The sequence below is a fragment of the Plantibacter sp. H53 genome, from assembly GCF_001650455.1.
GTDB classification, from domain to species: Bacteria; Actinomycetota; Actinomycetes; order Actinomycetales; family Microbacteriaceae; genus Plantibacter; species Plantibacter flavus_A.
Window position 1 is genome coordinate 41,632 of sequence record NZ_LWCT01000012.1, and the last position, 23,119, is coordinate 64,750.

Here is a 23,119-nt window from a genome sequence, read left to right on the forward strand (position 1 = left end):
GGTTGATCGGGCCGCCGTCTGTCGGTCTCGCGGTCAGCTGACGCTGGACTGCTTGCGTTCGGCTTCCAGGACCGCGACGTCGTCGATGATGCGCTGCGTCGTGCTGGTGTTGATCGTGCCGCCCGTCGAGCGGGTGATGTCACCGGGCCGTGAAGCCGGCGCGGTGGATGCGGGCTTCACCTCGGCGTACTGCTCGTGGTGCTGCTTGGCGACCCAGGACTCCTGCTCAGCGACGAGCGCCTGTTCCGATCCGCTGGACTCGGCGCGCCAGCGACGGAGGTCGCCGTCGAAGTCCTTCCGGGCCCGTGCCGGCTTCTTCGACCACTCGACGAGACGGTCGCGGAAGTCCTCGACCACCGGGTCCAACTCGTACCCGAACGTCGCGGAGTTGCGCTTCATCTCGTGGAGCTGGTGATTCGCCCAGTCCGCGGCGACGGCCGCACCCTTGATCGGGCTGAGTCGCACGAGCGTGTCGGCCTGGGCGACCGCCCGATCACTGAGCACCTGCTCCTGAGGGGTGAGCGAGTTCCAAACGCTGGCCTCGGTGGCGGCGTCGACGAGCGCCAGGATCGCGACGTTCTTCTGCTCTCGATCGCGTTGGTCCACGATGGCCCGAAGCGCGCGACGGCTTGCGCCGGCGGCGACGAGGGAGGACACCACGACGGCCACGATGAAGAGGGCCGCAGCGAACAGCATGGGGCGGACCTCAGCTGAGGTCACCCACTCTACGAAGTCATTCCACCACTGCATGGGCCGCAGACTACCCCTCGTTCGGGCGTGAACACGGGCGACGCACCGGGTTCGACGGGAACGGCGGGAGGGTCGCCGCTCAGTTGCGGAAGGCGTCGATGGCGACCGCGAGATCGCTGAAGCTGCCCAATGGGGCGTACCCGAGGACCGCCGGTCGGAACCGGTTGGCCCGGTACTCCGGAACGCCGTCCGCTCCGACGGCCTCGATGTTTCCGAGCACGCGGCCGTCGGGGGTCGTCACGCGCCAGTAGCCGGGACGGATGCTCAGGGCGTTGGGCATGGGACTCCTCCTGCGCTGGTGGGGTGATGCCGGACGGGGACTGCCGGCTGGTACTCGTCAGCGTATGCGGGGCCACCGACATCGGCCCTGGTCGGGGCGGAACGAGGGTCCTCCACAGCGAGGTGCGCGGTTGTGGACATCGACGAGGGTTGCCCGGCTCGACACAGGGCCTACGGGATCGGTGAGGCTGGCAGTGCGTCCGGGGTGGCGATCGGCACGGACCCGCCCCGGACGCTTCGGCGATCCACCGCCAGGATCGACGAACCGACAGGAGAGGAACCCATGAACGACCAGATCACCGTCTGCGGACACGTCGCGACAGACCCCAAGCACCATCGCACGACATCCGGGCTGGACATCACCAGTTTCCGCCTGGCGTCGCAGCAACGTCGGTACGACCAGAAGCAGGGCTCCTGGGTGGCGCAGGAGACGAACTGGTACACGGTGAGCGCCTTCCGTGGATTGGCGACCGCCTCCGCCACATCGATCGTCAAAGGACAACGTGTGATCGTGCTCGGTCGGTTGCGGATCCGCGACTGGGAGCAGGGTGAGCGACGAGGGACGTCGGTCGACATCGAAGCCGATCACATCGGGCCCGACATCGGCTGGCAGCCGAAGGGGGCCGTCGAGTCACCGGTCGGAGCTGGGGCGAGTCCGGCGTCCGCCGCATCCGAGTCGACCGGATCCGGAACCGGGGAGTGGGCGTCGGCGCCGCCGCAGGACACGCCGTTCTGACGCGCCACGTAGACTGCTCGACGTGCAGAAGAGCCTCCGCGACCGCCCCGCCTCAGCCGTCACCTCGATCCGTCGCCGCTCGTCGATCGCCGGCGTACGGGCCGGCGTGGTGCTCGGCCTGCTCGGCATCGTCGTGACGGGTTGCACCCAGCCCGCTCCCGAGCCGACGGCCACGCCGAGCCAGACGCCGACCGCCACTGAGACGACTCCGGCGGCGCCGGTGCTGCTCCCCGAGGGCACCGCCACCGACAACTTGCCGTTCTTCGACGCGGTCAACGCCGCCACGCTCGCCGCAAACCCCGCCGCTGGCGGCCAGGCGATCATCGACGGTCTCGTCGCCGCCGGCTTCCCGAAGGCGGAGATGGAGGTCTCCTCGGACACGACGAGCATCGGCGAGCCGGCCGACTCGATCCAGTTCGCCATCCGGTGGCAAGGACAATGCATCCTCGGGCAGAACGGGCCGGCGACGGGATACCACTCGTCGGTGGTGTCGCAGCTCGACACCGGGCGATGCCTCGTCGGGGTCACCCGCGCGATCGACTGGTAGAGCCGCTGACCACTCCCGGGCTGGTGCGAGCTGTGAGCATGCCATAACCTGACATTTCAGATATCGCCACCTCCTGGGTGGCTCGATCCGGAATCGAGGGCCCGCATGACCGCCAACCCATCACCGGGCGGGGAACCTGCCACCGAGGCCGTCTTCCTGGCCGACGGACGTCTCGCCGTCGCTCCTGCGGCGCTGGCGCACACACTCAAGCCTCGTCACCTGGCGCTGATCGCCCTCGGTGGCATGATCGGCGCCGGGCTCCTCGTGGCGTCGAGCACGGCGATCCTCGCAGCGGGGCCCGGCGTGATCCTCGCGTACGCCCTGGCCGGCGTGGTCGTGGTGCTCGTCATGCGCATGCTGGGGGAGATGGCCTCCGCGTCGCCCGAGACCGGGTCGTTCTCCGCCTACGCCTCGCGATTCATCGGACCCTGGGCCGGTCTCGCGATCGGATGGCTCTACTGGTGGTTCTGGGTCGTGGTCGTCGGCATCGAGGCGACCGCCGCAGCGCAGATCGTGAGCCAGTGGGTGCCCGGTCTCCCGCAATGGATCCCGGCGCTCGTCATCACCGTCGCGTTCCTCGCGGCCAACCTCGTCTCGGTGAAGTCCTTCGGTGAGTTCGAGTTCTGGTTCTCGTCGATCAAGATCGCGGCCGTGATCCTGTTCATCGCGCTCGGATCGCTCATCATCGTCGGCGTCGTCCCGACCGAGACGGCGACCGTCGCCAACCTCGCTCCGACCGACGGGGGCTTCCTGCCGTTCGGCATCGGCGGCGTCCTGGCGGCCCTGCTGCCGATCATCTTCTCGATGTTCGGTGCCGAGGTCGCCACGATCGCGGCAGGAGAATCGGTGGACCCGAAGGGTGCCGTCCGGCGAGCGGTGAACTCGGTCGTCTGGCGGATCCTGTTGTTCTACATCGGCTCGATCCTGGTCGTCCTCATCGTGGTGCCGTGGACGGAGATCACGCCGGGGATCAGCCCCTTCGTCACCATGCTGCACGCCGCCGGGATCCCCGGTGCCGGGGTGGCGATGGACATCATCGTCTTCACAGCCCTGTTGTCGACGCTCAACGCGTCGCTGTACACAGCGTCGCGCATGCTGTTCTCGCTCGGGGGCCGCGGGGAGGCCCCGCGAGCGGTCCGCGCGACGACGCGACGCGGCACGCCGGCGGTCGCGATCCTGTGCTCGGCCGTCGTCGGGCTCGTATGCGTCCTGTTGAACTACCTCGCACCGGACGAGGTCTTCACGTTCCTCGTCAACTCCACCGGCGCGATCGCGATCTTCGTGTGGATCGTGATCGCCATCGCCCAACTGCGCAGCCGACGGTTCGACCAGGTCTCGGCGTCGGAGAGCAGCGACCGCGTCGGCGGGATCCGCATGTGGGGACACCCGTGGCTCACGGTCATGGTCGTCGTCGCGCTCGTCGCGCTGCTGGTGTCGATGTTCTTCGGCGGACCCGCCCGGCTCCTCGAGGTGACGACGAGTTGCGCGATCGCGGCGGCGGCCGTCGTCGCGGGCGTCGTCGTGCAGCGCAAACGACGGGTCCGGCCGTAGACTGGACGGCGACATGGCTGAATACATTTACTCGATGGTCCGCGCCCGCAAGGCGGTCGGCGACAAGCTCATCCTCGACGACGTGACGATGGCGTTCCTGCCCGGAGCGAAGATCGGCGTCGTCGGCCCGAACGGTGCCGGTAAGTCCACGATCCTGAAGATCATGGCGGGGATCGACACCCCCTCGAACGGCGAGGCGAAGCTCACGCCGGGCTTCAGCGTCGGCATCCTCATGCAGGAGCCGGAACTCGACGAGGACAAGACGGTGCTCGAGAACGTCCAGGAGGGCGTCGGCGAGATCAAGGGCAAGATCGACCGCTTCAACGAGATCTCGCTCGCGATGGCCGAGCCCGACGCCGACTTCGACGCCCTGCTCGCCGAGATGGGCGTGCTGCAGGAGGCGATCGACGCCGCTGACGCCTGGGACCTCGACTCGCAGCTGGAGCAGGCGATGGACGCCCTGCGCTGCCCGCCGTCCGACGCCACGGTCGCCCACCTCTCCGGTGGTGAGAAGCGTCGTGTCGCACTCTGCAAGCTCCTCCTGCAGAAGCCCGACCTCCTGCTCCTCGACGAGCCCACCAACCACCTCGACGCCGAGAGCGTGCTCTGGCTCGAACAGCACCTCGCCCAGTACGCGGGCGCCGTGCTCGCCGTCACCCACGACCGGTACTTCCTCGACCACGTCGCGGAGTGGATCTGTGAGGTGGACCGCGGTCGCCTGTACCCCTACGAGGGCAACTACTCCACCTACCTCGAGAAGAAGGGCGAGCGCCTCAACGTCCAGGGCAAGAAGGACGCGAAGCTCGCCAAGCGCCTCGCGAGCGAACTCGAGTGGGTCCGCAGCAACGCGAAGGGCCGCCAGGCGAAGTCGAAGGCGCGTCTCGCTCGCTACGAGGAGATGGCGACGGAGGCCGAGCGCACCAGGAAGCTCGACTTCGAAGAGATCCAGATCCCCGCCGGTCCGCGACTCGGCTCGACGGTCCTCGAGGCCAAGAAGCTCGAGAAGGGCTTCGACGGACGCGTCCTCATCAACGACCTCTCCTTCAGCCTCCCGCGCAACGGCATCGTCGGCATCATCGGCCCCAACGGTGTCGGTAAGACCACGCTGTTCAAGACCATCGTCGGCATCGAGCCGCTCGACGCCGGCGAGCTCAAGGTCGGCGAGACCGTGAAGCTCTCCTATGTCGACCAGTCCCGCGGGGGCATCGACCCCAACAAGACGCTCTGGGAGGTCGTGTCCGAGGGGCTCGACTACATCCAGGTCGGCAACCAGGAGATCCCGTCCCGCGCCTACGTGTCGACGTTCGGATTCAAGGGCCCGGACCAGCAGAAGAAGGCGGGTGTCCTCTCCGGTGGTGAGCGCAACCGCCTGAACCTCGCGCTGACGCTCAAGCAGGGCGGCAACCTCCTGCTGCTCGACGAACCGACCAACGACCTCGACGTCGAGACGCTCTCGAGCCTCGAGAACGCACTCCTCGAGTTCCCGGGTTGTGCCGTGGTCATCACCCACGACCGGTGGTTCCTCGACCGCATCGCGACGCACATCCTGGCGTACGAGGGTACCGAGGAGAACCCGTCGAACTGGCACTGGTTCGAGGGCAACTTCGAGTCCTACGAAGAAGACAAGATCAAGCGCCTCGGACCGGACGCGGCCAAGCCGCACCGCTCCGCGTACCGCAAGCTCACGCGCGACTAGGACTCGTGCGAACGGCCCATCGGCTTCTGCCGGTGGGCCGTCGTCCGTTCACGACCCGTACGTCCCCGACCCACGGAGGGCCCAGCAATGACCAGACTCCACGTGCCGATCCCACTGCGGTGGGGCGACCTCGACGCCTTCAACCACGTCAACAACGCTTCGATGCTCAAGCTGCTGGAGGAGGCGCGTGTCCGCGTCTTCTGGATCCCGACGTTGGCGTCGGAGGACGTGCCGCCGACCGCGGTCATCGACGCGAGCCTCGAGGCCGAGACGCTGACGCTCGTGGCGCACCAGGAGATCGAGTACCTGGCCCCGATCCCGTACCAGCGCGATCCGCTCGACGTCCAGCTCTGGATGGGCAAGATCGGCGGGGCCAGCCTGCAGGTCGCGTACGAGGTGTACTCGCCGCTGGGCGGGGCATCGCAGACGCTGTACGCCCGAGCGTCGACGACGGTCGTCATGGTGGACGCCAAGACCCTCAAGCCGCGCCGGATCTCGGACGTCGAACGTGCCGCATGGGAGCCGTTCCTCGAGGATCCGATCGAGTTCTCGCGACGCTGAGCGACCCCGGTCACCGAGGTTTCGGGAATCGCACCATGCCCTCCTGGGCGACGCTCGCGACGAGGCGACCCGCCCGATCGTAGATGCGCCCGAGGGACAGACCTCTTCCGCCGGTGGCGCTCGGGGAATCCTGCAGGTAGAGCAGCCATTCGTCCACGCGCGCGGGACGGTGCCACCACATGGCGTGGTCGAGACTGGCGATCTTGATGCCGGGCGTGGCCCACGGAACGCCGTGACGACGGAGCACCGGCTCCAGGATCGTGTAGTCACTCGCGTAGGCGAGCGCGGCACGGTGCAGCGCCGGGTCGTCGGGCAGGTCTTCGATCGTCTTGAACCACACCGCTTGCCGGGTGGTCCGCTCGCCCTCCACCCGGAGGTAGACGGGGGAGCCGACGTGTCGGAGGTCGAAGGGGCGTCCCGTCGCCCACGCCTCGGCCGCCGGGTGGTCGATCCCGCTGAGGAGCTCGGCGGCTGACGGGAGCGTCTCCGGGTCCGGGATCCCGTCGGGCAGCTCGATCTGATGCTCCGGACCCTCGTCCTGGGTCTGGAAGGACGAGATCATCGAGAGGATCGGCACCCCGTTCTGGTAGGCCTGGGTGCGCCTGGTGGCGAACGAGCGTCCATCGTGGATGCGGTCGACCGCGAAGGTGATCGGCAGGTCGACGTCGCCCGGTCGGAGGAAGTACCCGTGCATCGAGTGGATGATGCGCTCGGCGTCGACGGTCCGGGTCGCGGCGACGACGGACTGGGCGAGCACCTGACCACCGAAGACCCGCCCCTGTGGCATCCATTGCGACGGACCGGTGAAGATGTCCTCGTCGGTCCGGACACCGGGAGCACTGAGGTCCAGCGCGGTCAGCAGGGAGTGGATCGGTTCCTTCACGCGAACACGCCTTTCATCCGGGGTCGAGGCTCGGTCGTCGATGCCCGACCCGACCCGCCGAGTCTATCCAGGCCCCGGCGGCGCGGTGCCGGAGCGCACGCGGCGGTGGCGTAGATTGAGAGGAGATGTCCACCACCTTGCAGCTCCTCGACGCCACCTCGCTCGCCGACCTCCGCACCTTCCTCGCACGCGCCGCCCGGATCGACGACTCCGGCGTGCGACTCCTGGCCGCCGGGGACGTCTTGGCGGTCTCCGCTCCGGTGCTACACCCGCAGGGTCTGCTCGACCGGAGTCCGACGATCATCGGGATGCGTACCTTCGCACTCGCCGAACCCGCCACGGCCGACGTCCTCGCGACCCCGCGTGAACTCATCGACCGCATCGTCCGCACGCTCGGCGGCGTCGCTGCCGAGGACCTGGTCGCGGATGCTCGCGAGACCGTGCCGCTCGAGCTGCCGCCGTCCACGAGGACGGCTCCGTGGGTCGGACAGGCGCCGCCGCGTGGCGGCTGGGAACGCGCGGGCGACGTGGACACCATCGAGCTCGAACTCGTCGCCAGGACCGGGGCCTCGGAGATCGCCGAGACGCTCCCCACGGCGGTGGGCGATCAGATCGTCCAGAAGGTGCGGTCGCAGGTCTGGTCCCGGCCCCTCGGCGACGGCCACGGACTCCCGACCGGTGCCGCGTTCGCCGCGGTGGGCCTCGGCTTCATCGCCGAGCCGGAGCGTGCGGCCGTCTTCCGCTCAGGCGGATGGGTCCGCTTGAGCACCCGACGCGGGCATGTGCTCGCGGGTGCCGTGTCCTGATCCTCAGCCGGCGGCCATCGCGCGGCCGGCGGTCCGACCGCTGAACAGACAGCCGCCGAGGAAGGTCCCCTCGAGCGCGCGATAGCCGTGGATCCCTCCACCGCCGAAGCCGGCCGCCTCACCGGCGGCGTAGAGACCGGGCACCGGGTTCCCGTCGGGACCGAGGACCCGGCTCGCGAGGTCGGTCTCGAGCCCACCGAGGCTCTTGCGGGTCAGCACATGCAGCTTCACCGCGATGAGCGGTCCGGCCTTCGGATCGAGGAGCCGATGCGGCGCGGCGACGCGGATGAGTTTGTCGCCCCGGTAGGAGCGGGCGCCGCGGAGCGCCGTGATCTGCAGGTCCTTCGTGAACGGGTTGTCGATCTCGCGATCGCGGGCCTCCACCTCGGCGATGACGTTCGCCGCATCGATGGGCGTCTCCGGGCTCAGCTCCTGCATGCCGGCGACCAGCTCGGTGAGCGTGTCTGCGACGACGAAGTCAGCGCCGTGTTCCTTGAACGCCTCGACGGGGCCGGGCGCTCCCGGACCGATGCGCTTCGCGAGCAGCCCGAGGTCCTTCCCGGTGAGGTCGGGGTTCTGCTCGCTCCCCGACAGCGCGAACTCCTTCTCGATGATCCGCTGGGTCAGCACGAACCAGCTGTGGTCGTGGCCGGTGGCACGCAGGTGCGCGAGGGTACCGAGCGTGTCGAAGCCCGGGAAGAGCGGCACCGGGAGCCGCTTCCCGGTCGCGTCGAACCAGAGCGACGACGGCCCCGGCAGGATCCTGATGCCGTGCTGCGGCCAGATCGGATCCCAGTTGGTGATGCCTTCGACGTAGTGCCACATCCGGTCGCCGTTGATGAGATGCCCGCCCGCGCGCTCGCTGATCGCCAGCATGCGTCCGTCGACGTGCGCAGGGACACCGGAGAGCATGGTCGTCGGCGGCGTCCCGAGCCGGGCCGGCCACTGTTCGCGGACGAGGTCGTGGTTCCCTCCGATGCCACCGCTCGCGACGAGCACCGCGGGCGCCCTGCACGAGAACTCGCCGACGACCTCACGCGTGCTCGGAGCACCGCGCTCGGCATGCGACGGGGCGAGCACGGAGCCGCGCACGCCGACGACCGCGCCGTCCTCGGTGAGCAGCTCGTCCACGCGGTGCCGGAAATGCGCCGACACCGTGCCGTCCTCGACGCCGGCGCCCACCCGTCGGACGAAGGGCGCGACGACACCGGGTCCGGTGCCCCAGGTGATGTGGAAGCGGGGAACGGAGTTGCCGTGGCCGATGGCGCCGTAACCGCCCCGTTCCGCCCAGCCGACGACCGGGAAGAACCGCACGCCCTGGTCGTGGAGCCAGGCGCGCTTCTCGCCCGCGGCGAAATCGAGGTACGCCTCTGCCCAGCGCTTGGGCCAGTGGTCCTCGGGACGGTCGAACGCTGCTGCGCCGAACCAGTCCTGGGTCGCGAGCTCGAGTGAATCACGGACGCCGAGGTGGCGCTGCTCGGGGGAGTCGACCAGGAACAGGCCGCCGAACGACCAGTGCGCCTGGCCACCGAGGTTCGACTCCGGCTCCTGTTCGAGCAGGATGACCCGCTTGCCGGCATCGATGAGCTCTGCGGCGGCGACGAGCCCGGCCAGCCCGCTGCCGATCACGATCGCGTCGGCCTCGGTTCGATCGGCGGACGGATTGGGAGGGACGGCTGCTGGCATCTGTTGACTCCTTCGGCACGGACGTGCGTCCGATCCTACGACCGCGCGGCCGGAATCAGAGGAGACTGCGGCGCGGTGCCCCTGGATCCTCGTCGAAGGTGTTGACCATGGCGTGGGCTGCCCGCTCGAGGTAGTCCCAGAGCGTCGCCTCGTGCACCGGCGCGAGGTCGAGGCTGTCGACGGCGGCGCGCATGTGCAGCAGCCAGCGGTCGCGAGCGTCGGGGTTCACGTGGAAGGGCTGGTGCCGCAGCCGGAGACGCGGATGGCCGCGTTTGGCACTGTAGGTGCCGGGCCCACCCCAGTACTGCTCGAGGAAGAGCATCAGCCGGTCGGCCGCCGGACCGAGGTCCTCTTCGGGGTACATCGGTTTCAGGACGGGGTCGCCGGCCACACCGCGGTAGAACTCGTCCACGAGGGCCTTGAAGGTGGCGTGTCCGCCGACCTGCTCGTAGAAGGACGTGCCTGGTGCCTGGGAGTCGGTCACTGCTGCCCTCTCGGGGGTCGCTTGGTCTTCGGCGCCCGTGGCGGGACCACCGTGGTCGGGTGGGTGCGCGGGGGACGCGAACCGGTCACGCTTGCGGCACCCTCAAAACCCGAGAGGACGATGCTGTTGAGCGACGGCAGTTTGACGTCCATCTCGTCGACGGCCCGCTTCAACCGCATCCGCAGTTCGCGAGCCACATCGTCCTTGGCACTCGTGCGCGTCTTGATGACGAGGCGGATGACGAGGGCGTCGCCCGAGATCGACTCGAGACCCCACAGTTCGGGCTTCTCAAGGATGCGGGAGCGCCACTTGGGGTCGTGGGCGAGTTCGTTCGCCGTGTCGAGCATGCGCTCCTGGACGGCCTCGAAGTCGGTGTCGTACGGGATCGCCAGGTCGATGATGACCCGCGACCAGCCCTGCGACATGTTGCCGACCCGCAGGATCTCGCCGTTGCGGACGAACCAGAGCGTGCCGTTGACGTCGCGTACCTGGGTGATCCGGATGCCGACGGTCTCGACGACGCCGGTGGCGGGCCCGAGGTCGACCACGTCGCCCACGCCCAGTTGGTCCTCGACCACCATGAACAGGCCGTTGAGGATGTCCTTGACGATGTTCTGCGCGCCGAAACCGAGACCGGCGCCGACCGCTGCCGTCAGCAGGGCGAAGGAGCCGATGATGCTCGAGTCGATGACGTTGACGACGAGGATGGCCGCGACGATGACGATGGTGACGTTGACGATGTTGCTGAGCACGGTGCCGAGGGTCCGTGTGCGTTGGACGAGTCGGACGGCGGCCAGCGGCGAGGCGAGCAGCGATTGCGTGTCGGTGACATCGGCGCTCTTCTTGACGCCGCTCACGATGCGGCCGACGACGCGTCGGATGACGAATCGGAGCACCCATGCGGCGGCGAACGCCAGGCCGATCACGATCACCACGCCGATGATCTTCCACCCCGCCGTCCAGAGGAAGGCGGTCACGTCAGGCCAGATCTCATCCCAGTTCATATGGGCCCCAGTGTATCGAGCGACCCGGAGTGAACCGTGTGAACCGCCCGAGTGCGAGCCGGACGGTGCCTGCGTGGACGGTCATGGACGCACGAGTCCGTGCTTGTAGGCGAAGATGACGGCCTGCACGCGGTCGCGCAGCTGCAGCTTCATGAGCACGCGACCGACGTGTGTCTTAACCGTCGACTCGGAGAGGACGAAGTGGGCGGCGATCTCCGCGTTGCTCAGCCCCTCCGCCATGGCGACGAGGATGTCGTGCTCCCGCGGTGTCAGCTCGGCGAGTTCTGCGGCCGAGCCGTCCTCGGCGGCCGCGGGCGTGCCGGGGAGGGCCGTCGCGAAGAGTTCGAGCATCCGCTTCGTGATGCGGGTCGAGACGGCGGCGTCGCCGGCGTGGACCGCACGGATCGCGGACGTCAGCTCGTTCGGCAGGGCGTCCTTCAGCAGGAAGCCGCTCGCGCCGGCCCGCAGCGCTCCGAAGGCGTACTCGTCGAGGTCGAAGGTCGTCAGGATGATGATGCGACTGTCCGGGTTCGCGGCGACGATCCTCCTGGTCGCCTCGATCCCGTCGAGTCCCGGCATCCGGACGTCCATGAGTATCACGTCCGGCCGCAGGGTGGCGGCGAGGAGGATCGCCTCGGCGCCGTTCGAAGCCTCACCGACCACGTCCAGATCGTCCTCCGCGCCGAGCACGAGACCGAATCCGAGCCGGATGAGCTGTTGGTCGTCGACGAGCAGGATGCGGACGGGATCGGTCATGGTGTGGTTCCTCGTGGTTCGGTGGTCGGCGGAGCCGTTCTCGTCGGACGTGGTTCCAGTGGCAGGACGGCATGGACGCGCCACAGTGAATCCCCGACGGCTCCGGCGGTGACCTGACCCCCTTGGAACGCGACGCGTTCGCGGAGGCCCAGCAAGCCCTGGCCCGCGCCGAGCGACGGCGCGTCCGGAATGGACCCGTCGTTCTCGACGATGAGCTCGAGGTGCTCGTCGTCGGTGGTGATGACGACGTCGACGCGCTTCGGCCGCTCCGAGTACCGCAGCGCGTTCGTGAGGGCCTCCTGCGTGATGCGGTGCACGGCGAGCAGGATCGACGGGTCGTCCGTCGACGGCCCGGAGGCGGTGAGGGCGACCGGCAGACCGAGTCCGCGGAAGGTCTCGACGAGCGCGGGGATCGACGCGGCGTCGGGTTGCGGAGCGAGGGGCGCGCTGCCCGTCTCACGGAGGACCCCCAGCATGCGTCGCATGTCGACGAGGGAGCTCCGGGCGGCGTCGGTGACAGCGGTCATGGCGGATCGGGACGCCGTCGGGTCCTTCGTCGCCAGGGCCCCCTCGCTCAGTGCGACGATGACGGTGAGACTGTGGGAGACGATGTCGTGCATCTCGCGGGCGATGCGGGTCCGCTCGGCGACGGCGGCGAGCTGGGCCTGCTGGTCGCGCTCGCGGGCCAGCTGCGCCGCCCGATCGACGAGGGCTTCGACGTACCGTTTGCGATTGCCGACGTTGATCCCGATCAGCAGCCCGAAGAGCGCGAAGAGGACGACCGAGATGATGGTCTGCTGCGGCTCTCCCGGTGCGTGTGGCGCGGCCCAGGGCAGGAAGGGTGCGAGGACGGCGACGATCGCGGCGGCGGCGAAGGCCTGCCAGCCCAGTGCGACGGTCCGGTACACGGCCACGGAGTACAGCAGGATCGGCACCGCGAACGCGTCGACGCCCACCGTCTGCGCGACCGAGACGAGCCCGACGACGATGACGAGCACGGCCATCGCGAGCGGACGCCGTCGCCTGAGCAGGACGGCGAGCGTCGTGACGCCCACGATCGCGACGGCGAGGGCGATGCGACCGGGCTGGGCCGCCAGGTCGACGTCGAACCACTCGACGGTGCTGACCGAGAGCGCGACGAGCAGGTACCCGGCGGCGATGAGCGAGTCGGCGGTCCACGGATGCCTCGACCACCAGCGTCGGACGACCCCGGGCGGGCGCGGGAGCATCAGTGCGGCTTCCGTCGCGGCCCGGTCCGGGGCGGAGGAGGGCTTCCGAGTGGTCACGACGAGGACGACCCTGAGGGTCGGTCGTCGTTCACTGGTCGGCGCATCCCTCCAGGATACGGAGAACCCCTCCACAGCGGGTCGTGCCGTGGAGGGGTTCTCTCCAGAGGATCCTGGTACCGGAGTGCTATCCGGCCGAGTGGATCATGCGGCATCCCGTGCCTGTGCCGCGAGTGCCCGCTCGACCCCGGCGAGGGCTTCGACGAGCATGCGTCGGAGTGCCGGGACATCGGCGTTGGCGTCCAACCACGCGCGGGTGCAGTCGCGGAGCTCGGTGGAGGCGAGCGCCGCCGGGTAGAGCCCCTCGACGATGTACTCGGCGATCTTGTAGCTGCGCGACTCCCAGACCGAGGTGAGCGCGGCGAAGTACGGCTCGACGAGCGGCTGCAGGACGGCCGGGTCGATGACATGTCCGAACCCGAGACCGACGTTCCGGACGATCGCGTTCGGCTGGTCGTCGTGCTCGACGACCGAGTCGAACGCTGCACGCTTGCCCTCGACGGTGGGGATCGTCGCCCGTGCGCGAGCGGCCGCCTGCGCACCGTTCGCCGTGTTGTCCTCGGCGAGCGCCGCGTCGATGTCCGAACCGTCCGCGAGACCGAGGAGGACCAGGCCCTCGAGGAGCTCCCAGCGGAGGTCGGTGTCGATCTCCAGGCCCGGGAGTGCCGCGGAGCCGTCGCGCAGCGCACGCAGGTGCTCGCCGTGCTCGGGGGTCGAGGCGAGGGCGGCGAAGAACTTCACGAACTGGAACTGCGCGTCCGAGCCGGCCTCAGCCTCCTGGGCGAGCGTCCAGAGCGCGTCGCCGACCCGTGAGACGGTCGCCAGGCGGCGTTCCGGAGCGACGTAGTTGCGCGCGGCCAGACCGAGCTGGCCGAGCGTCGTGCGCAGGGTCGTCGACTCGGTCTCCGTGGCGATGTTCCCGAGGACGAGCTCCACGTAGTCGGAGGCGCTCGACTCGGCGTCGCGGGTCGCGTCCCAGGCGGCGCCCCAGACCAGCGAGCGTGCGAGCGGGTCCTCGATCGAGGCGAGGTGGCCGATCGCCGTCGCGAGCGACCGCTCGTCGAGGCGGATCTTCGCGTAGGCGAGGTCGTCGTCGTTCAGCAGCACCAGGTCGGGCTGCGTCTCACCGACGAGCTCCGGCACCTCGGTGAGCGCCCCGTCGACGTCGAGTTCGACGCGTCGGGTGCGGACGAGCTTGCCGTCCTGCAGCCGGTACAGGCCGATGGCGAGGCGGTGCGGACGCAGCGTGTCGTAGTCCGCGGGGACCGTCTGACGGACGGCGAACGCGGTGAACGCGCCGTCGGCGTCGACGGTGAACTCCGGGCTCAACGTCCCGACCCCGGCTGTCTCGAGCCACAGCTTCGACCACTCGCGGAGGTCACGGCCGCTCGTCGCCTCGAGCTCGACGAGCAGGTCGTCGAGCACCGTGTTGCCGAACTCGTGCTTGCGGAAGTAGTTGCCAACGCCGGCGAAGAACGCCTCGATGCCCACCCAGGCGGCGAGCTGCTTCAGGACGGAGCCGCCCTTGGCGTAGGTGATGCCGTCGAAGTTGACCTGGACGTCCTCGAGGTCGTTGATGGTCGCGACGATGGGGTGCGTCGACGGCAGCTGGTCCTGGCGGTAGGCCCAGGTCTTCTCCATCGCGTTGAACGTCGTCCACGCCTCGGTCCACTCGGTGGCCTCTGCGGTGGCGATCGTCGAAGCCCATTCGGCGAACGACTCGTTCAACCACAGGTCGTTCCACCACTTCATGGTGACGAGGTCGCCGAACCACATGTGGGCGAGCTCGTGCAGGATCGTGACGACCCGGCGCTCCTTGATCGCGTCGGTCACCTTCGAGCGGAACACGTAGGTCTCGGTGAAGGTCACCGCGCCGGCGTTCTCCATCGCGCCCGCGTTGAACTCGGGGACGAAGAGCTGGTCGTACTTCTCGAACGGGTAGGGGTACGCGAACTTCTCCTCGTAGTACGCGAAGCCCTGACGCGTCTTCTCGAAGATGTAGTCGGCGTCGAGGTACTCCGCCAGGCTCTTCCGCGCGAAGACACCCAGCGGGATGGTCCGGCCGTCGCTCGAGGTGAGCTCGCTGCGCACCACGTCGTACGGGCCGGCCACGATCGCGGTGATGTAGGAGGAGATGCGCTGCGTGGGTGCGAAGCTCCAGGTCGCCGCGCCGTCGTGCGCCGGTGCCGGCTCGGGCGTGGGCGAGTTGCTGACGACCTGCCAGGCCGCGGGCGCCGTGATCGTGAAGGTGAACGTCGCCTTCAGATCGGGCTGCTCGAACACCGCGAACACCCGACGGGAGTCCGGCACCTCGAACTGGCTGTACAGGTACACCTCGCCGTCGACGGGGTCGACGAATCGGTGGAGGCCCTCACCGGTGTTGGTGTACTCGGCGTCCGCGTCGACGACGAGCACGTTCTCCGCAGCGAGGCCGTCGAGCTGGATGCGCACGCCGTCGGAGACGGTCGACGGGTCGAGCTCGACGCCGTTCAGCGTGACGGAGTGGACGGTGCGCGTCATGGCGTCGATGAAGGTCGAAGCGCCCGGTTCACCGGTGAAGCGGACCGTCGTGGTGCTGCGGAACACCTCGGGACCGGTCGTGAGGTCGAGCACGACCTCGTAGCTCGACGTGTCGACGAGCGCCCTGCGCTCCTGGGCTTCGACTCGGGTGAGGTTCTCTCCTGGCACAACTGCTCCCTGGTGTTGATGGACACGTGACGTGTGAACTGCACGTGGTCGCTCGTGACGACCGCGGCACGATCAACCAGCCTAGACCCGCCGTCCATCGGTTTCGGGGGAGTCGACGGGGATCGGCGCGTAGGGTGACGGCATGACGACTTCCGCTGCAGACAACACCCGCGTCGACTTCTGGTTCGACCCCTCTTGCCCGTGGGCCTGGATGACCTCGCGCTGGGTCGACGAGGTCACCGAAGCCCGGAACCTCGACGTCCACTGGCACATCATGAGCCTCGCCGTCCTCAACGAGGACCAGGACGTCAGCGACGACTACCGGGCCTTCTTCCCCCGGGCGCTCCGATACACGCGGCTCGTCGCCGCTGCGGCAGCCGAACACGGACACGCGGTCGTCAAGCCGCTCTACGACGCGCTCGGGACGCGGATCCACCCCGGCGGACGCGCGGAGGACGTCGACGCCGTGATCGCCGAAGCCCTCGCCGAGACCGGGCTCCCGGCGGCGCTCGCCGAAGCGTCGACGACGGACGCCTACGACGGGCCCATGCGCGAGAGCCACTTCGACGGCATCGGACGGGTCGGCCAGGACGTCGGCACCCCCGTCATCGCGATCGACGACGTGGCGTTCTTCGGACCCGTCATCTCGCCGGCGCCGAAGGGCGAGCAGGCGCTCGCGCTGTGGGACGGTGTCGTCGCCGCTGCCGCCTACCCGGGCTTCTTCGAGCTGAAGCGCAGCCGCACGGCGGACCCGATCTTCGACTGACGCGACGCCGGCGCCCGGAACCCTAGACTTTCCACATGCGCATTCACATCGCCACCGATCACGCCGGTCTCGAGCTCAGTCAGTTCCTGCAGGACCACCTGCGCGCAGCCGGTCACGACGTCGTCGACCACGGCCCGGCCGAGTACGACGCGTTGGACGACTACCCGGCGTTCTGCATCAACGCGGCGAAGGGCGTCGTGCGCGACCAGCAGGCCGGTGTTGACGCCCTCGGCGTGGTGTTCGGCGGCTCGGGCAACGGCGAGCAGATCGCCGCGAACAAGGTCGTCGGTGTCCGCGCGGCGCTCGTCTGGAACCTCAGCACGGCGCAGCTGGCTCGGCAGCACAACGACGCCAACGTCATCTCGATCGGTGCGCGTCAGCACAGCACCGACGAGGCGGTGTCCTTCATCGACGCGTTCATCGCCGAGCCGTTCAGCCTCGAGGAACGTCACGCCCGTCGGATCGCCCAGCTCGCCGAATTCGAGGCGACCGGCACCATCGCCGGCAAGCACGTCGACGCCTGACGCGTCCTCCACCGCCACCGCGCGGCGCGCCGGATCGCGCCCCCACCGAGTGAGGAGTCACCATGCCCGAGGGGCACTCCGTCCATCGCATCGCCCGACAGTTCGCTCAGAACTTCGTCGGACACCGGGTCGCCGTGTCGTCTCCCCAGGGGCGCTTCGCCGAGGGTGCCGCCGTGCTCGACGGCCGGACGGTCACCGACGCCAAGGCCGTGGGCAAGCAGATGTTCCTCGAGTTCGACGACGGACTGTGGTTGCGGGTGCACCTCGGTCTGTACGGCGCGTGGGACTTCGCCGGTGAGATCCGGTCGGACCCGACCATCGCCGCCTCGAACGGCCGCATGGGGCAGACGAACCAGCGCGGCACGGTGCTCGACGACGACGATGCGCCGATCCACGATGCGGACGGGGAGAACTCCCTGCACAGCATCGGTGCACCGCGCCGGGCCAGGGTCCGGATGTCCGAGCAGTCGAGTCCACTCGCCGAGATCGACGAGCGGTTCCCACCCGAACCGGTGGGTCAGGTGCGCGTGCGGCTGTTGACCGAGGCGACCGTGGCGGACCTCCGCGGGCCGACCGCCTGCGAGGTGATCGACGCCGCCGGGGTGCAGGCCGTCATCGATCGGCTCGGACCGGATCCACTGCTCGACCCGAGCGCGGAGGCGGGGGAGCGGTTCGTGTCGCGTGCGCACCGCAAGGGTTCCCCGATCGGTCTGCTCCTCATGGATCAGCAGATCATCAGCGGGATCGGCAACGTCTACCGCGCCGAACTGCTGTTCCGCGCCCGTCTCGATCCGCACCGCACCGGGAAGACGGTCCCCGTCGAGACGCTTCGCGAGATCTGGCTCGACTGGACGCGGTTGCTCGCGATCGGGGTCGAGACCGGACAGATGATGACGATGGACGACCTGTCGGCGGCCGACTACCGCCTCGCGATGGCCAACCGCGCTGATCGCCACTGGGTCTACAAGCGGGAGGGACTGCCGTGCCGGGTCTGCGGGACGAACATCCTCCTCGAGGAGATGGGCGCCCGCAAGCTGTACTGGTGCCCGAACTGTCAGCGCTGAACCGAACCCGCCTGCCGAACCGACGAGGACCGATGTGATGACCGAGCACCGCCCTGGACCCGTCGGCGACCTCGTCACGACGATCGCCGACGTCCACTTGTCCGGACCGCGCCGCGGAGGCTCGTCCGATGCCGAACGGGTCGACGTCCTGCTGGATGGCGGCTCGATCGTGGCGATCCGACCCGCCGATCCCGAGGTCCTGCTCAGCTCCGACCCCGGGGTGTTGGACGGTGGTGGTGGCTTCCTCCTGCCGGGGCTCTGGGACCACCACGTGCACTTCACCCAGTGGGCGCGCACGGCCAGGCGCGTTGACCTGTCCTCGGCCGCATCCGCCGCCGAGGCGGTCGAGTTGGTCGCTGAGCGGATCGCTGAGGAGGCCGACGGTGACGGCTGGGTCGAGGGCGCGAGGTTCCGGGACGCCCTCTGGCCGGACACGCCCACGTTCGCCCTGCTGGACGCGATCGCACCGGACCGCGAGGTCGTGCTGGTCAGCGCCGACCTCCACTGCTGCTGGCTGAACAGCGCGGCGCTCCGGGCCACGGGCTTCGCCGACCATCCCACCGGCCTGTTGCGGGAGGAGGAGTCGTTCGCCGTCCTCAAGCAGCTCGACCAGGTCGCCGACGAGCTCTCCGACCGTTGGGTCGACGCCGCAGCCGACCAGGCGGCGTCCCGCGGCGTCGTCGGTGTCGTCGACCTGGAGATGCGCTGGAACGCCGCGGACTGGATCCGTCGGGTCGGGAACGGGACTCGCGCGCTGCGCATCTCCTTCGGTGTGTACGCCGAGCACCTCGAGCGCGCGATCGACGCCGGGCTCGTGACCGGGGGAGTACTCGCCGGAACGGACGGTTTGGTGCAGGTCGGCCCGTTCAAGGTCATCACCGACGGATCCCTCAACACCCGGACGGCCTGCTGCGACGCGCCCTATCCGGGTTCGGCTCCTGGAACCGACGCGCACGGGATGCTCAACGTCCCGCCGGAGCGACTCACCGCATTGCTCACCCTTGCGACCGCCAACGGCCTCCACTGTGCGGTGCACGCCATCGGCGACCGAGCCAACACCCTTGCGCTCGACGCCATCGAGACGACCGGCGCGAAGGGCACGATCGAGCACGCGCAGCTCCTCCGGGCGTCGGACCTCGCGCGGTTCGCGCGGACCGGAACGGCTGCGAGTGTCCAGCCGGAACACGCGATGGATGATCGGGACATCGCCGAGGTCCACTGGGCCGGGCGCACCGACCGTGCCTTCGTGCTCCGCAGCCTCCTCGACGCCGGTGCCACGCTCCGACTCGGTTCCGACGCCCCGGTCGCTCCGCTCGACCCGTGGGTCTCCATCGCCGCCGCCGTGACGCGCAGCCGCGATGGACGCGAGGCCTGGCACGGCGAGCAGGCCATCACGGTCGAGGAAGCACTGGCGGCGTCGACCAGGGGAGACGACGACGTGGTGGCCGTCGGCCGCCCCGCCGACCTCGTCGTCGTGCCGTTCGACCCGTTCTCCTGCGCACCGGAGGCCCTGCGCACCATGCCGGTCCTGGCGACGATGCTGGGTGGGCGCCTGACGGCAGCCGGGAGGCCCGGCCCGGGGACGTGACGCCGCGCGGCCCGCGGGAACACGACGAAGGGGCAGCCACGGTGGACTGCCCCTTCGTAGGTGATGCTCGCGGGACGCCCCGCCGGGGTGCTAGCGGCTGAGGTGCGCGAAGAGGAACCAGCGGTCCTTGTCGAGGCCGCGGGCGATCTCGATCGCGATGTCCTGGCTGGTCTGGTCGAGCTCGTCGAGCTCGTCGACCGCGGTGTTGACCGAGGCGGACGCTGCGTCGATGAGGGCGATGACCTCGGCGATGGTGCGGTCGGACTGCTGGAAGCCCTCGCTCAGCTCAGGCGTGCTGGTCTTGGCGGCGACGGTGCTGAGGCGTGCGTCGACCGGGAGTCCGAGGGCGACGATGCGCTCTGCGGCGAGGTCGGCCCACTCCTGCGCGTGGTCGACGATGTCGTCGAGCAGTTCGTGGACGCCGATGAAGTTCGCACCACGCACGTGCCAGTGGGCCTGCTTGCCGTTGACGACGATGGCGGTGAGGTCGACGACGACGGGGCTGAGGAACTGCGCGGTGCCTGCTGCGACGTCCGGGTTGGCGACGGCCTGCGGAATGGAGGTGGTGATGTCGGTCATGGTGTTTCCCCTTCGTTGACGAGTGAGGCCCTGGTCGGACGGATTCGTCGGTCTGCTTGAATGCAACGGTACTCAGCCGCAGACATTCCGCAAGGAAGTCGAGGCTCGGCTTACGAAGGGTGCACTCAGCAAGGAAAGCCTGACCGTACCGGCGATTCACCCCGGAACGACGCGGGTTCCCGTCGGCCGGGGCCGCCTGCGATAGCGTGGCCGGTATGACGCTGCACGGTACGGTCAGGAAACTCTCAGACGGACGCTCGCCCCAGATCGACCCGAGCGCCTACACGGCTCCGGGCTCCGTGCTGGTGGGGGCCGTCACGCTCGCCGCGGATTCGAGCGTCTGGTACAACGCCGTCCTGCGTGCGGACTCCGACTCGATCACGCTCGGCGCCGGGTCCAACATCCAGGACGGGGTCGCCGTGCACACGGACAGCGGCCACCCGACGGTCATCGGACGTAATGTCTCCGTCGGACACAACGCGGTCGTCCACGGCTGCACTGTCGAGGACGACTGCCTCATCGGCATGGGTTCCGTGGTCCTGAGTGGCGCCGTGATCGGCGCCGGGTCGCTCATCGCCGGGGGAGCCGTGGTCCTCGAGGGCATGATCGTGCCGCCCGGTTCGCTCGTCGCGGGGGTCCCGGCCAAGGTGCGGCGGGAGTTGACGGCCGACGAGCAGGAGGCGATCCGGCAGAACGCAGCGCACTACGTCGCGCTCAGAGCGGTCCACTCCGCAGCGGTCGACGAGGATTAGCGGCGGCGTGCGTCGCGCTTCTTGAGGCGACGCTGCGCGGCGAGCGAGCCGGACAGGCAGACGACGCAGCCGATCATGCAGATGAGGCCGACGCCGAGTCGTCCGGTCGCGAGCGCGTACACCCCGACGAAGAAGACGAGCGCGCCGGCCACCGTCCAGATGTGGGGCCAGATCGCGTCGAGTCGCATGCGCTCAGCCTAGGCCGTCGCGCATCCCGTGCTCCGTCCTCCCCGCGCTTCGACCCCTCGAACGGCACACGAGCGACCTCCCCGCTCCGGTGGTCTCCCTCCCGACCCCGATGACCACCTCCGGTCCCTGAGGAACCTCCTCCGGTCCCGGAGCCTGCCGAAGGGCATGCGGAGAACCTCACGAATCCGGCGCTCCTCTTCCCGGTCCCTGAGCTTGTCGAAGGGCACGCGGAGAACCGGCGCTCCTCCTCCCGGTCCCTGAGCCTGTCGAAGGGCACACGAGGACACTTCCACAACCGAAACGACTCGGCATCTAGAATGTCAGTGGTCCATGGTGGACTTGTCCCATGACCGAGACCACCCTCACCGCGACCCGCGTCGGCGACGACTGCGCCGCGCAACTCGCGGAGTTCTCGGACGAATACGCAGAGATCCAACGGCTGCGGGCAGCCCTCGACGCGCGTGAGGCCCGCCTCCTCGCCCGCTCCGCCGCCTATGCCGACGCCTTCGCCGACGCCACGGTCCCGGCCATCTTCCCGCCGGCGGAACGGCAGGCCTTGTCGCGCCGGTCGACCTGTGCGGCGCTCGCGATGGCGACCCGGACGCCGGAACGGACGGTTCAGCGCGCGACCAACGATGCCGAACTGCTCGTGAACGAAGCGCCGGCTGTGCTTGCCTCACTTGAGGCCGGTCGTATCTCCGCCCGGCACGCGCAGACCATCACAGACCAGCTCTGCGACGTCCCGACCGCAGGGCGAGCGGTGTTCCTCGCCGAGGTCCTGCCGGTCGCCGAACAATCCACCAATGCGTACCTCCGGAAGCGCGCCCGCGTCCTGCGCGAGCGCCTCCACCCGGAATCGATCACCGCACGCGCAACCCGTTCGGAGGCTGACCGCCGGGTCGAGTTCGAACCTGCCGCCGACGGCATGGCCTGGGTGCACCTGTTCACCACGGCACCGATCGCGCAAGGCATCATCGAGCGGGTCGAGACGGCAGCTGCGGAATCGCGCAAGGCCGGCGACACCCGCACCTGCGGACAACTCCAGGCCGACGCGCTCGCGGCCCTCGCCCTCACCGGCGTCACACCCGACGACGTCATGTCCAGCGCGGTCCTCCCGCACCCGATCGAGGTGCAGGAGCACATCAAGCCGACCGTGCAGATCACGGTCCCGGCACTGAGCATGGCCGGTGTCTCAGACGCCCCGGCCACCCTCGACGGCTACGGGCCCATCGACCCCGCAACCGCAGCACGCATCGCGGTGAACGCGCCGAGCTTCACCCGGATCCTGGTCCAGCCGGAAACGGGATCCGTGCTGTCCGTCGGGCGGAACCAGTACCGGGTCCCGGCCGACCTGCAACGCGCGGTGCGCCTGCGGGACGGCACCTGTCGAGCACCGGGCTGCGGCAGGCGAGCCAGAGCGTGCGATCTCGACCATTCCGTCGCGTGGGAAGACGGCGGGACGACGGATGTCGGCAATCTCGCGTGCCTGTGTCGACATCACCATCGGATGAAGCACCTGCCGGGTTGGAACCTCGACCACGGGCCCGGTGGGGTGCTCGAGTGGACGACACCCGACGGGAAACACCACCGCACAGAACCGGACCCTGCTCCGTTCTGACCTCGGAACGACAAGGCGTCCTCGTGGGCACTTCGACAGGCTCAGCGACCGGGAGAGGTTCGCTCGGGACGCTTCGCCCCCTGAACCTGTCGAAGAGTGCGACGAGCCTGTCGAAGGGTGTGACGTCAGGAAGGCCCTGCGCGATGACCGAACCGTCGCGCCTGCTTTCGCGGCGCCGCCTGGTTCTGATGTATTGAGAGGGGATGACGGGAATCGAACCCGCGTAATCAGTTTGGAAGACTGAGGCTCTACCATTGAGCTACATCCCCGAGGCGCCGCACTGCGACGAACTCACCCGGTAATGCTACTGCATCCCGAGCGCCCAT

23 protein-coding genes and 1 tRNA gene are annotated in these 23,119 nt (G+C 69.2%); 12 read left to right on the plus strand and 12 right to left on the minus strand.

The features are described 5' to 3' along the window. Positions 1-33 precede the first annotated feature (33 nt). Entirely contained in the window at positions 34-750 is a 717-nt protein-coding gene (locus A4X17_RS07950; protein WP_121290279.1) for a hypothetical protein, read from the minus strand. A gap of 79 nt (positions 751-829) precedes the next feature. After that, on the minus strand, positions 830-1,030 hold the full coding sequence (locus A4X17_RS07955; RefSeq protein WP_064295136.1) for a hypothetical protein: 201 nt from the start codon (positions 1,028-1,030) through the stop codon (positions 830-832). A 282-nt stretch (positions 1,031-1,312) separates the two neighbouring features. On the opposite strand from A4X17_RS07955, the gene A4X17_RS07960 reads away from it, so the two are divergent. The 5 genes from A4X17_RS07960 (at position 1,313) to A4X17_RS07980 (ending at position 6,120) form a co-directional block, all read left to right on the plus strand. After that, positions 1,313-1,765: a single-stranded DNA-binding protein gene (locus tag A4X17_RS07960; RefSeq protein WP_064295163.1), complete on the plus strand. Its 453-nt coding sequence runs from the start codon at positions 1,313-1,315 to the stop codon at positions 1,763-1,765. Between the two features lie 22 nt (positions 1,766-1,787). Further along, a complete protein-coding gene (locus A4X17_RS07965) occupies positions 1,788-2,312 on the plus strand; it encodes a hypothetical protein (protein ID WP_231884329.1) in 525 nt (174 codons plus the stop codon). A gap of 105 nt (positions 2,313-2,417) precedes the next feature. After that, positions 2,418-3,863, plus strand: a complete 1,446-nt coding sequence (locus A4X17_RS07970; RefSeq protein WP_082916015.1) for an amino acid permease — start codon at positions 2,418-2,420, stop codon at positions 3,861-3,863. A 13-nt stretch (positions 3,864-3,876) separates the two neighbouring features. Continuing rightward, the gene (ettA, locus tag A4X17_RS07975; protein WP_064295137.1) at positions 3,877-5,559 is read left to right on the plus strand and encodes an energy-dependent translational throttle protein EttA; all 1,683 of its coding nucleotides are present in this window, start codon (positions 3,877-3,879) and stop codon (positions 5,557-5,559) included. Positions 5,560-5,646: 87 nt separating this feature from the next. Beyond that, positions 5,647-6,120 (plus strand): thioesterase family protein, encoded by a 474-nt coding sequence (locus tag A4X17_RS07980; protein ID WP_064295138.1) that lies wholly within the window; start codon positions 5,647-5,649, stop codon positions 6,118-6,120. 10 nt (positions 6,121-6,130) lie between these two features. Here A4X17_RS07980 and A4X17_RS07985 read toward each other — a convergent pair whose 3' ends face one another. Continuing rightward, positions 6,131-7,003: an acyl-CoA thioesterase II gene (locus tag A4X17_RS07985; protein ID WP_064295139.1), complete on the minus strand. Its 873-nt coding sequence runs from the start codon at positions 7,001-7,003 to the stop codon at positions 6,131-6,133. Between the two features lie 125 nt (positions 7,004-7,128). On the opposite strand from A4X17_RS07985, the gene A4X17_RS07990 reads away from it, so the two are divergent. After that, positions 7,129-7,809: a hypothetical protein gene (locus A4X17_RS07990; RefSeq protein ID WP_064295140.1), complete on the plus strand. Its 681-nt coding sequence runs from the start codon at positions 7,129-7,131 to the stop codon at positions 7,807-7,809. A 3-nt stretch (positions 7,810-7,812) separates the two neighbouring features. On the opposite strand, the gene A4X17_RS07995 is transcribed toward A4X17_RS07990, so the two are convergent. The 6 genes from A4X17_RS07995 to pepN all read right to left on the minus strand — a co-directional run bounded on the left by A4X17_RS07995 (position 7,813) and on the right by pepN (position 15,713). Further along, positions 7,813-9,495 (minus strand): FAD-binding dehydrogenase, encoded by a 1,683-nt coding sequence (locus tag A4X17_RS07995; RefSeq protein WP_064295141.1) that lies wholly within the window; start codon positions 9,493-9,495, stop codon positions 7,813-7,815. 55 nt (positions 9,496-9,550) lie between these two features. Then, on the minus strand, positions 9,551-9,979 hold the full coding sequence (locus A4X17_RS08000; RefSeq protein ID WP_064295142.1) for a globin: 429 nt from the start codon (positions 9,977-9,979) through the stop codon (positions 9,551-9,553). Continuing rightward, complete coding sequence (locus A4X17_RS08005; protein WP_064295143.1) at positions 9,976-10,983, minus strand: mechanosensitive ion channel family protein; 1,008 nt, start codon at positions 10,981-10,983, stop codon at positions 9,976-9,978. Before A4X17_RS08005 ends, A4X17_RS08000 begins: the two co-directional genes overlap by 4 nt. 81 nt (positions 10,984-11,064) lie before the next feature. Further along, positions 11,065-11,739, minus strand: a complete 675-nt coding sequence (locus tag A4X17_RS08010; protein WP_064295144.1) for a response regulator transcription factor — start codon at positions 11,737-11,739, stop codon at positions 11,065-11,067. Beyond that, the gene (locus A4X17_RS08015) at positions 11,736-13,025 is read right to left on the minus strand and encodes a sensor histidine kinase (RefSeq protein WP_157583393.1); all 1,290 of its coding nucleotides are present in this window, start codon (positions 13,023-13,025) and stop codon (positions 11,736-11,738) included. The genes A4X17_RS08010 and A4X17_RS08015 overlap by 4 nt, the downstream gene beginning before the upstream one ends. A gap of 144 nt (positions 13,026-13,169) precedes the next feature. Continuing rightward, positions 13,170-15,713 (minus strand): aminopeptidase N, encoded by a 2,544-nt coding sequence (gene pepN, locus A4X17_RS08020; protein WP_064295145.1) that lies wholly within the window; start codon positions 15,711-15,713, stop codon positions 13,170-13,172. Between the two features lie 142 nt (positions 15,714-15,855). On the opposite strand from pepN, the gene A4X17_RS08025 reads away from it, so the two are divergent. The 4 genes from A4X17_RS08025 (at position 15,856) to A4X17_RS08040 (ending at position 19,655) form a co-directional block, all read left to right on the plus strand. Beyond that, positions 15,856-16,479, plus strand: coding sequence for a DsbA family protein (locus A4X17_RS08025; RefSeq protein WP_064295146.1), 624 nt, complete (start codon positions 15,856-15,858; stop codon positions 16,477-16,479). Positions 16,480-16,514: 35 nt separating this feature from the next. Then, on the plus strand, positions 16,515-17,003 hold the full coding sequence (locus A4X17_RS08030; protein WP_064295147.1) for a ribose-5-phosphate isomerase: 489 nt from the start codon (positions 16,515-16,517) through the stop codon (positions 17,001-17,003). Between the two features lie 62 nt (positions 17,004-17,065). Then, positions 17,066-18,067, plus strand: coding sequence for an Fpg/Nei family DNA glycosylase (locus tag A4X17_RS08035; RefSeq protein WP_064295148.1), 1,002 nt, complete (start codon positions 17,066-17,068; stop codon positions 18,065-18,067). Positions 18,068-18,104: 37 nt separating this feature from the next. Beyond that, entirely contained in the window at positions 18,105-19,655 is a 1,551-nt protein-coding gene (locus A4X17_RS08040) for an amidohydrolase (RefSeq protein WP_082916017.1), read from the plus strand. 90 nt (positions 19,656-19,745) lie between these two features. On the opposite strand, the gene A4X17_RS08045 is transcribed toward A4X17_RS08040, so the two are convergent. Continuing rightward, positions 19,746-20,234: a Dps family protein gene (locus A4X17_RS08045; protein WP_064295149.1), complete on the minus strand. Its 489-nt coding sequence runs from the start codon at positions 20,232-20,234 to the stop codon at positions 19,746-19,748. A 215-nt stretch (positions 20,235-20,449) separates the two neighbouring features. Here A4X17_RS08045 and A4X17_RS08050 point away from each other — a divergent pair, with 215 nt between their 5' ends. After that, positions 20,450-20,986, plus strand: coding sequence for a gamma carbonic anhydrase family protein (locus tag A4X17_RS08050; protein ID WP_064295150.1), 537 nt, complete (start codon positions 20,450-20,452; stop codon positions 20,984-20,986). Here A4X17_RS08050 and A4X17_RS08055 read toward each other — a convergent pair. Beyond that, positions 20,983-21,174: a hypothetical protein gene (locus tag A4X17_RS08055; RefSeq protein ID WP_064295151.1), complete on the minus strand. Its 192-nt coding sequence runs from the start codon at positions 21,172-21,174 to the stop codon at positions 20,983-20,985. The genes A4X17_RS08050 and A4X17_RS08055 overlap by 4 nt on opposite strands. A 347-nt stretch (positions 21,175-21,521) precedes the next feature. Between A4X17_RS08055 and A4X17_RS08060 the strand changes: the two genes are divergently transcribed. Beyond that, a complete protein-coding gene (locus A4X17_RS08060) occupies positions 21,522-22,793 on the plus strand; it encodes an HNH endonuclease signature motif containing protein (RefSeq protein WP_064295152.1) in 1,272 nt (423 codons plus the stop codon). Positions 22,794-22,991: 198 nt separating this feature from the next. Here A4X17_RS08060 and A4X17_RS08065 read toward each other — a convergent pair. Then, positions 22,992-23,062, minus strand: a tRNA-Gly gene (locus A4X17_RS08065). Positions 23,063-23,119: the final 57 nt, after the last annotated feature.